Source organism: Neorhizobium sp. BETTINA12A (assembly GCF_023006485.1).
Taxonomy (GTDB): domain Bacteria; phylum Pseudomonadota; class Alphaproteobacteria; order Rhizobiales; family Rhizobiaceae; genus Neorhizobium.
Map to the genome: position 1 here is coordinate 1 of NZ_JALBGW010000194.1, position 8,212 is coordinate 8,212.

Consider the following 8,212-nt stretch of genomic DNA (forward strand, 5'->3'; position numbering starts at 1 on the left):
CCTGCAATCGTAGCCTCCGTCGGACGCTCTCGGCTCACGCTTGAGGCTTGCCACCGTCTTCCAAGGCGGCCATGGCAATGGCCTGCCTGCGGGCGTCGCGGTAGCGGGAAAACTGCGTGTCGGCGATCACGCCGGCAAGGATGACGCTGCCCATGACGGCGAAATTCAGTGAAGAGGGGATGCCCAAGAGATTGACGAGGTTTTGCAGGACCTGAAGCAGGATCACGCCCAGCACCACGCCGATGATCGACCCCTCGCCGCCCCGCAAAGAGAAGCCACCCAGGACCGCGGCGGCTATGCCGTACAGCTCGTAGAAATTGCCATGGGAGGAAGGCTGGACGGAGCGGGTATACATGGCGAAAAACACCGCCGAAATGCCTGTCAGGAACGCGCAAAGCACATAGGCTTGGATGATGACCCTGGTGGTGTCGATACCTGAAAAACTCGTCGCCTCGGGATTTTTGCCGACGGCAAAAAGATGTCGGCCGAGCACGGTCCGGTGCAGGAGAAACCAGGCTGCAACAGCGACCAGCAGGAACGCGACGACGGAATGGGGCACGCCGGCTGTGCGGCCCGCGATCAGATATTCCAGCATCGGAAAGTCGGACCCGAAGGTGAAGCCGGCCGTGCCATCCCTGGTGTAGAAGCGCGCAATGCCGCGATAGATCAGAAGCCCGCAGAGCGTGACGACGAAAGGCTGAAGCTTGAGGCGGGTTATCAGCCAGCCGTGCAGAAGGCCGATGGTGACTGACAACACCATCACGATTGCAAGTGCGACTGGCCAGGGAACGCCGAAGCTGGCGATCAGATCGACAAAAATGACGCCTATCAACGCGATCACCGAGCCGATGGACAGTTCGATGCCCGCCGTGACGATGACGAAGGCCTCGGCAATGGAGAACAGCCCGAACAGGCCGATCAGGTTTGCCGTGTTGGCCAGGTTGATCGGCGACAGGAACCGTGGATTCATCACGGCGACGATTGCACCGACGGTCATCACAAGCGTGGCTAATCCGATATCTTTTTTCTGCATGCTGCGGAGTCCCTATTCCACGGCCAGTTGGAGAATGGTCTCCTCGGTCAGTTGATCGCGCGCGAGCGTACCGGCGATGCGACCGCGGCACATGACGGCGACCCGATCGGATATCCCGATCACCTCTTCCATGTCCGACGAGATCATCAGCAGCGCTACGCCATCGGCGGCGAGCGCCTGCATCAGGCGGTAGACTTCCGCCTTGGCGCCGACATCGATGCCGCGTGTGGGCTCGTCCAGAATGATGATCCTGGGCTTCATTGCCAGCCATTTGGCCAAGACCACCTTCTGCTGATTGCCACCGGACATTTCTGCCGCCGCGCGACCGAGGCCTGCCGTCTTGATGTTCAGTTTGTGCCGCGATGCCTCAGCCAGGGCGGTCTCGGCGCCTATATCGACAAATCCTACTCGCGACAGCGCGGCATGGCTCGGCATGGCGATGTTCTCGGTGATCGAGAAATCGAGAAAAAGGCCTTCCGTCTTGCGATCCTCCGGCACCAGGCAGAGGCCGGCGGCGATGGCGGCTGGAACGGAATGGCCGACGAGTCGCTGGCCCTCGATCTCCAGCACGCCCCCTTCGATGCGGTCTATGCCAAAAAGCGCGCGGGCAAGCTCCGTACGCCCCGCGCCGACCAGGCCCGTCAGGCATAGGATCTCGCCCGCGCGCAGGCAAAGGTCGAGCGGATGTTGCGGATAGGCCTTTGTGCGCAGTCCCTTCAATTCCAGCACCGGCCTGCCGGGGTCATGCTCTGCCTTTTCATAGAACTGGCCGACATCGCGGCCGATCATCAGCCGGATCATGGCGTCCTTGGTGATTTCGCCGCAACCGAGGGCTCCGGCATTGCGGCCGTCACGCAGCACCACGACGCGGCTCGCCACCTCCTCGATTTCAGCCAGGCGGTGGGTGATGAACAGCACCGCCACGCCGTCGGCGCTCAACTGCCTGATTACGTCAAGAAGACGCTTGGTCTCGGACAGGGTCAGGCTGGACGTGGGTTCGTCGAGAATGAGCAGGCGCGGATCGATCGAAAGCGCACGGGCGATTTCAAGCAATTGCTGATCGGCCAGGGACAGGCCGGAGACAGCGTCATTCGGACCGAAACGAGTATCCAGCCGGGCGAGGATCGGCGCGACCTTGCGCTCCATCGCGGCCTGGTCGAGAAGGCCGAACATTCCGCGCCTGATCTCCCGCCCCAGAAGCACGTTTGCCGTCACATCGAGATTGGAAAACGGATTGAGTTCCTGGTGGACAAGGGCGATGCCGCGCTCATGTACGCGCGCCGATGTCAGCGATGTCACTTCCTCGCCATCGATGACGATGTGGCCCTCGTCAGGTGCGATGGCGCCGCTTAGCACTTTCATCAGCGTGGATTTTCCCGCGCCGTTTTCTCCAACCAGGCCGACCACCTCGCCGCCGCGAATGCTCAGCGAGACATTGTTGAGGGCGATTGCTCCCGGATAGACCTTGGTAATCCCCAGAAGGTCGAGCGATATGTCCTTTTGCCGATAGGCCGTCATCGAAACTCCCGGATGGCAGGAACGGATAGGTGCTGCACGAACCACGGGAGTTCGTGCAGCAGGGACCTTTTTGGAGACGGCTTCTATTTCCCCACGCGCGCCTTCAATTCGGCGGCGAAGGCATCGACATTGCCCTTGTCGATCTTCTTGGTCGGCACGATGATCAGGCCGTTTGCCGGTACCTGCGACTTGTCGCCTTTCAGGTAGGCGGCCATCAGCTTCATGCCCTGGTATCCCCATTGGTAGGGATCCTGGACCACCGTTCCGGCGAATTTGCCTTCCCTCACCGCGCCGAGCGTTACGGGATCTTCGTCGAAGGCGATGACCTGGATTTTTCCCAGCTTGCCGGCCGCCTGCAGCGCTTCGTAGATCTTGGGCGGATTATAGGAATAGAAGCCGACCATGCAGGTGATGTCAGGGCTGGCGGCCAGCACGTCATCGACATTCGACCGGGCTCGGGCGAAATCGACATCGTCGCCACGCACATCGACCAGTTCTATGCCGGATCCTTTAACCGCCTTGCGGAAGCCTGCGATCCGTTCGACGGCATTGTCGGCCCCCAGGAAGCCGACGAAGCCCATGCATTTTCCGCCCTTGGGCATGGCCGCCCGCGCGATCTCGCCGGCCTGGACCCCAGCATCCGTATTGGACGAACCGAGATAGGCGATGCGCTTGCTGGCGGGCGCATCGCTATCGGTGGTGAACAGCGGCACCTGGGCCGCGATCCTGTTGAAGGCGCCGATCGAATTTTTCGGATCGGCCGACGAGATCATGATCGCATCCGCCCCGGCAGCGACCAGGTCGTCCATCAGGGCATTCTGCAGGGCGGCGGTCCCCTGGGCCGGGTAACGGAACTGCAGGTCGTAACCGGGCAATTCGGCCTGGGCCGCCTTTACGCCAGCCTCAGCCAGTTTCCAGAAATCGGACGCGGCGTTGACGACAAAGGCGAGCGCCGGCTTGTCGCCGGCAAATGACGGACTGGCGGCAAGCACCAGGCCTGCGGCAAGCATCAGTGAATTGAGACGTTTCATGTTGTTCCTCCCCGCGACCCATTCCTCAAAGGTCGCGCTAAACACGGTTTCACATCTGGTGGCTCAGTAATATTATTACTAATAACTCGCATCCTGCCAAAGGGGCCGGGAGACGAACCGGCACCTCCCTGGCAGGGATCCGCACTAGTTCTTGGCGCAGAAACCCGGATCGTCGAGGTTGCAGACGTCAAGGCCGGTAAACAGCGGATCGGCGACTTTCTCGCCCTTGATCAGCTTGATCATGACGTCAGGCGCCTTGTAGCCCATCTCGAAGGGGCGCTGTCCGACCTGCGAATGGCTGCGACCTTCGCGGAAGGCCTTGGTCTGCGGCGGCAGCGTATCGCCGGCGATGATGATCAACTCCTTGCTCTTGAGCTTGGGCATCACCTGGTCCGTGACCTGCGCATAGGCCTGCGGGGCAAACTGCGCCCAGCCGCCGACAAGGATGAAGGCGTCCAGTGTGGGATTTGCAGTGAACACATCCGACATCTGCTGGTTAGCAAGGTCTGCCTGGTCATTGGTGTAAACCGGGCACCCTCCGATTTCCTTCCAACCGCCCTGACCGGTCAGACGATCGATGTTCTTGGCGCCGCCGATGGTGTCGCGGAAGCCCTGGGCGCGGGCATTGATATTGGCGGCGGCCACGTTGCCCAGTTGCAGGCAGACCGATCCGCCCTTCGGCTTCAGCTTCATGGCCTGCTCGGCCATCTTCACGCCCATCAGGTAGTTGTCGGTGCCCAGATAGGTCTTGCGCAGAGCATGGTCCTTCTCGAGAAAGTCCGCATCGACAGTCATAACCGGAATGGACGGGGCGATGGCCTTGATGCGGGTCGCCATGGCCGGCGCGTTCGAGGGCGAAATGGCGATGGCCGCAACGCCTTTCGTCAGCAGGTCGTCGACGATCTGGACCTCGCCGGCCTCGTCCGCCGATGAGGCCGGGCCGGTATAGAGGCATTCATATTCGCTACTCGCATTCTCCGACTTCCACTTCTTGCAGCCGAGATTGATCTGCTCGAAGAACGGATTGTCGAGACCCTTGACGACGATCGCCAAGGTCTTTTTGCCTTGCGCCGCGGCCGGCGCCGCAGCAAGCGCCGCAACTGCCATCGCCGCCATTGCCAATATATTGATTTTCATTTTCTTTCCTCCTCCTCTTACACCGGTCGAGGCTTCATGCCTCAGCCGGGATACCAGACAATGCGCGGGTCGTTGTCCGCGCGCTCGTAGCGCCATGCGCGATCGATCATCTGCTCCAGATCGACCTGCGGTGCCCAGCCAAGCAGCATTCTTGCTTTGGAATTATCGAGCCAATTGCTGTGAAACGGGGTGTCGATCTCGATCGGCCGTAATCCATGCCGCGCCGCCAAACGGGCGCCGAGATCGCCGTAATCCACTGGCTGGTCCATTGAAATGTTGAAGAGTTGGCCGGTGGTGCGCGGGTTGTCGATAGCAGCCAGGATCGCGCCGACCAGATCGTCGACATGGACGAAATTGCGCCTGAGGTAGCCGCCCCCGGCGTCGCGCATGACGGGCGCATAGCCGCCCTTGCGGCACTGTTCGAGCGCATCTGCGTCGATCAGTTCCGACCAGCTTGGGCCACCGAACTGGTCGTCGCCGAGGGCAAGCGCGAAGCGGAAGTCATCCTTTTCCATGATCCAGGGCGCCCGCAGGGTCGTCCAATTCACCCCATACTGAATGCCGAACTGCTCCAGCATCACCTCCTCCAGGGTCTTGGTCAGGGCATAGCAGCCCTTGTAGGCACGGCGCGCCGAGGTTTCCGTGATCGGCTCATCGTAGCGCTGGAAGATATGGCCCACGGTGCAATCGCCGCTGAGAAGGATGAACTGCCGGGCGGTATCGGATTTGCGGAACGCGTCGAGGAGCAGGAAAAGGCCCTTCAGCGCGACATCGAAGATCTGTTCCGGCGTTTCCTTGACGGCGGCCATGTGGATCACATGGCTCACGCCCTGCAGGGCCCCGGCGACCACGTCGGAATCCGACATCGAACCCGCGACGACGGACAGGCGGTCTGCAGGCATGACGGTCCTGTTGTTGCAAAGCGCCGCCACCTCCCAATCCGCGAAACGGAGATCAGACAGGAACGCCGGCAGGAAAGCCTGCCCTACCTTCCCCGTGCCGCCTGTAACCAGCAGTTTCATGTCGCACTCCCCTGCAACATTCTTGCGTGATGGATTTTGTTTACTAATAATATTAAGTCAAGTAATTAGTTATTAAATGCGCAAAACGGGAACGCCGGCGGGGCAAAGAGCGGCCTGCCGGAGCGCCAGGAAACCATCGCGGGGGAGGAGAACCACGTGTCGCGACTTGTCTTTTCAGGAATTTCGAAAAACTTCGGAGCGATCCAGGCACTCAGCGACGTGTCGCTGTCCATCGAACCGGGAGAAGTGCTGGGACTGATGGGTGACAACGGCGCGGGCAAGTCCACGCTGGTCAAGATCATCGCCGGCAATTTCCGCCCGTCTACCGGCGAACTCAGCATCGATGGAAAATCTGTCGTCTTTCACAAGCCGATCGATGCGCAGCGCGAGGGGGTGGAGATGGTTTACCAGGACCTCGCGCTTGCCGACAATCTCTCGGCCGCCTCAAACGTCTTCTTGGGCAGGGAGCCGCTGCGCCGGTTCGGGCCGATCCGATACATCGATTTCAAGCGGATGAACACGGTCTCTGCCAACCTGTTCAAGCAGCTCAAGTCCGAAACCCGCCCGCGGCAGCTCGTGCGGCGCATGTCCGGGGGGCAGCGCCAGGCGGTCGCGATCGCCCGCACGCTGCTGTCGGAACCGAAGATCGTGATGATGGACGAACCGACGGCGGCCATCTCGGTACGCCAGGTGGCCGAGGTGCTCGACCTGATCCGCCGCCTGCGCGACCGCGGCATCAGCGTGATCCTGATCAGCCATCGGATGCCGGACATCTTCAGCGTGTCCGACAATATCGCCGTCCTGCGCCGCGGGCGCTTGGTCTGCCGAAAACCGGTGGGCGCCTCGTCGCCCGAGGAAGTGACCGGACTGATCACCGGCGCCATCGATGCCGCCTAGGAGAAAAATTGCCATGACGACACTCGACGACATCATCAACAATTCCCGGCACGACAGCTGGTTTGCCCGACTGAAGAACCTGCAGGTCTTCTGGGTCTTCATAGCGGCCGTGCTGGCATGCCTGGCCCTGTCGCTGATGACCGATGCGTTCACCAGCGACCGCAATCTCTTCAATGTCGCCCGAAATTTCGCCTTCGTGGCGGTCATTGCCATCGGCATGACGGCCGTGATCGCATCGGGCGGCATCGACCTGTCCGTCGGCTCAAGCGTGGTGCTGAGCGCCATGGTGATAAGTGTGGCCATGGCCAGCGGCATGGGCTTCTGGCTGTCTGCCGGTCTTGCGCTGGGTGCCGCCCTGCTGATCGGCCTGTTCAACGGCATCCTGATCGCCTATGCCGGTATGCCGGCCTTTGTCGTCACGCTCGGGAGCCTGTCGGCCGCCCGGTCCCTGGCGATGGTGCTTTCGGACAACAAGATGATCTGGGAGTTCGGTCCCGATCACGACCTGCTGCTGTGGATCGGCGGCGGCTCGACACTCGGGCTTCCCCATCCACTATATGTGCTGTGTGTGCTGGCCGTGGTCATGTCGCTGGTGTTTCGCTGGACGAGGTGGGGCCAGCATCTTTTCGCCATCGGCGGCAACGAGAACGCAGCTGTGCTGGCCGGCATTCCCGTGCGGCGGCTGAAAGTCAGCATCTACATGTTCTCGGCCATGACCGCCGGGCTGGCCGGCATCCTGATGGCCGGCTGGCTGGGAAGCGTCACGACCAATCTCGGACAGGGAATGGAACTGACCGTGATTGCCGCCGCCGTGATCGGCGGCGCCAACCTGGCGGGCGGGGAGGGCAATGCGCTTGGCGCGGTGGTCGGCGCATTGTTGATAGAGGTAATTCGCAACTCCCTGATCCTGTTGGGCATCTCGACTTTCTGGCAAGGAATGTTCATAGGTACGTTCATAATCGTTGCTGTGGCATTCGACCGATTCCGGAATATGCGGCGATAGGTGGAAAACCTTGCGGTGTTGTGGCAAGCGACATGGAGAACGCCTTGAAACCAACCATGATGGATGTCGCGGCGCGAGCAAGTGTGTCACAGGCAACCGTTTCCCTGATCCTCAACGGCAGTGCCGGCGCCCGCTTCAGCGAAGCCACGCGCAAGAAGGTGATGGATGCGGTTCAGGAGCTCGGCTACAGGCTCCCCAACAGGTCGCCGTCTGGCGACCTGTCCGACAGCAGGGTCATCTGCTTCATCACGGACGAGCTGACAACCGATCCCTGGATGGCGCTCGCTTTCGAGGGCGCGCGGGAAAAGGCGCTCGAATTCGGCATTATCGTCACGCTCGGAATTTTTCGCGCGGGCGAGGACCCCGACGAGGACGTGTTTTCGCTGTGTCGGCAGCAGCCCTTGCTGGGCTATATCTTCGGCACCATCCTGACCCGCAAGATCGACCCGCCGGCGGCCCTGTTCACTGTGCCCTCGGTGCTCGTCAATTGCTACGACCAGGACAGGCGACTGCCCTCCATCGTGCCGGGAGACGTCGCCGGTGGCCGCGCCGCCACGGAGCGGCTGATCCG

At 61.4% G+C, this 8,212-nt stretch carries 8 protein-coding genes; 3 read left to right on the plus strand and 5 right to left on the minus strand.

Annotated elements, in window-relative coordinates; genetic code table 11:
* Positions 1 to 34: 34 nt before the first annotated feature.
* The 5 genes from MOV61_RS26450 to MOV61_RS26470 all read right to left on the minus strand — a co-directional run bounded on the left by MOV61_RS26450 (position 35) and on the right by MOV61_RS26470 (position 5,741).
* Positions 35 to 1,033, minus strand: a complete 999-nt coding sequence (locus MOV61_RS26450) for an ABC transporter permease (protein ID WP_247138716.1) — start codon at positions 1,031 to 1,033, stop codon at positions 35 to 37.
* Positions 1,034 to 1,045: 12 nt separating this feature from the next.
* Positions 1,046 to 2,551: a sugar ABC transporter ATP-binding protein gene (locus MOV61_RS26455; RefSeq protein WP_247138717.1), complete on the minus strand. Its 1,506-nt coding sequence runs from the start codon at positions 2,549 to 2,551 to the stop codon at positions 1,046 to 1,048.
* An 83-nt stretch (positions 2,552 to 2,634) separates the two neighbouring features.
* The gene (locus tag MOV61_RS26460; RefSeq protein ID WP_247039137.1) at positions 2,635 to 3,582 is read right to left on the minus strand and encodes a sugar-binding protein; all 948 of its coding nucleotides are present in this window, start codon (positions 3,580 to 3,582) and stop codon (positions 2,635 to 2,637) included.
* Positions 3,583 to 3,726: 144 nt separating this feature from the next.
* On the minus strand, positions 3,727 to 4,719 hold the full coding sequence (locus tag MOV61_RS26465) for a substrate-binding domain-containing protein (RefSeq protein ID WP_247039135.1): 993 nt from the start codon (positions 4,717 to 4,719) through the stop codon (positions 3,727 to 3,729).
* 41 nt (positions 4,720 to 4,760) lie between these two features.
* Positions 4,761 to 5,741: an NAD(P)-dependent oxidoreductase gene (locus MOV61_RS26470; RefSeq protein ID WP_247138718.1), complete on the minus strand. Its 981-nt coding sequence runs from the start codon at positions 5,739 to 5,741 to the stop codon at positions 4,761 to 4,763.
* Positions 5,742 to 5,897: 156 nt separating this feature from the next.
* Between MOV61_RS26470 and MOV61_RS26475 the strand changes: the two genes are divergently transcribed.
* From MOV61_RS26475 to MOV61_RS26485, 3 genes are all read left to right on the plus strand, one after another.
* Positions 5,898 to 6,638 (plus strand): ATP-binding cassette domain-containing protein, encoded by a 741-nt coding sequence (locus MOV61_RS26475; protein WP_038547041.1) that lies wholly within the window; start codon positions 5,898 to 5,900, stop codon positions 6,636 to 6,638.
* A gap of 13 nt (positions 6,639 to 6,651) precedes the next feature.
* Positions 6,652 to 7,641 (plus strand): ABC transporter permease, encoded by a 990-nt coding sequence (locus MOV61_RS26480; RefSeq protein WP_038547039.1) that lies wholly within the window; start codon positions 6,652 to 6,654, stop codon positions 7,639 to 7,641.
* Between the two features lie 44 nt (positions 7,642 to 7,685).
* On the plus strand, positions 7,686 to 8,212 hold a 527-nt coding region (locus MOV61_RS26485), incomplete at its 3' end, for a LacI family DNA-binding transcriptional regulator (protein ID WP_247138719.1).

Excerpts from the sequence above, each read along its gene's own strand:
- MOV61_RS26460 (WP_247039137.1), bottom strand. The coding sequence starts at position 3,582 with ATGAAACGTCTCAATTCACTGATGCTTGCCGCAGGCCTGGTGCTTGCC.
- MOV61_RS26470 (WP_247138718.1), bottom strand. The coding sequence starts at position 5,741 with ATGAAACTGCTGGTTACAGGCGGCACGGGGAAGGTAGGGCAGGCTTTC.
- MOV61_RS26455 (WP_247138717.1), bottom strand. The coding sequence starts at position 2,551 with ATGACGGCCTATCGGCAAAAGGACATATCGCTCGACCTTCTGGGGATT.
- MOV61_RS26480 (WP_038547039.1), top strand. The coding sequence starts at position 6,652 with ATGACGACACTCGACGACATCATCAACAATTCCCGGCACGACAGCTGG.
- MOV61_RS26465 (WP_247039135.1), bottom strand. The coding sequence starts at position 4,719 with ATGAAAATCAATATATTGGCAATGGCGGCGATGGCAGTTGCGGCGCTT.
- MOV61_RS26450 (WP_247138716.1), bottom strand. The coding sequence starts at position 1,033 with ATGCAGAAAAAAGATATCGGATTAGCCACGCTTGTGATGACCGTCGGT.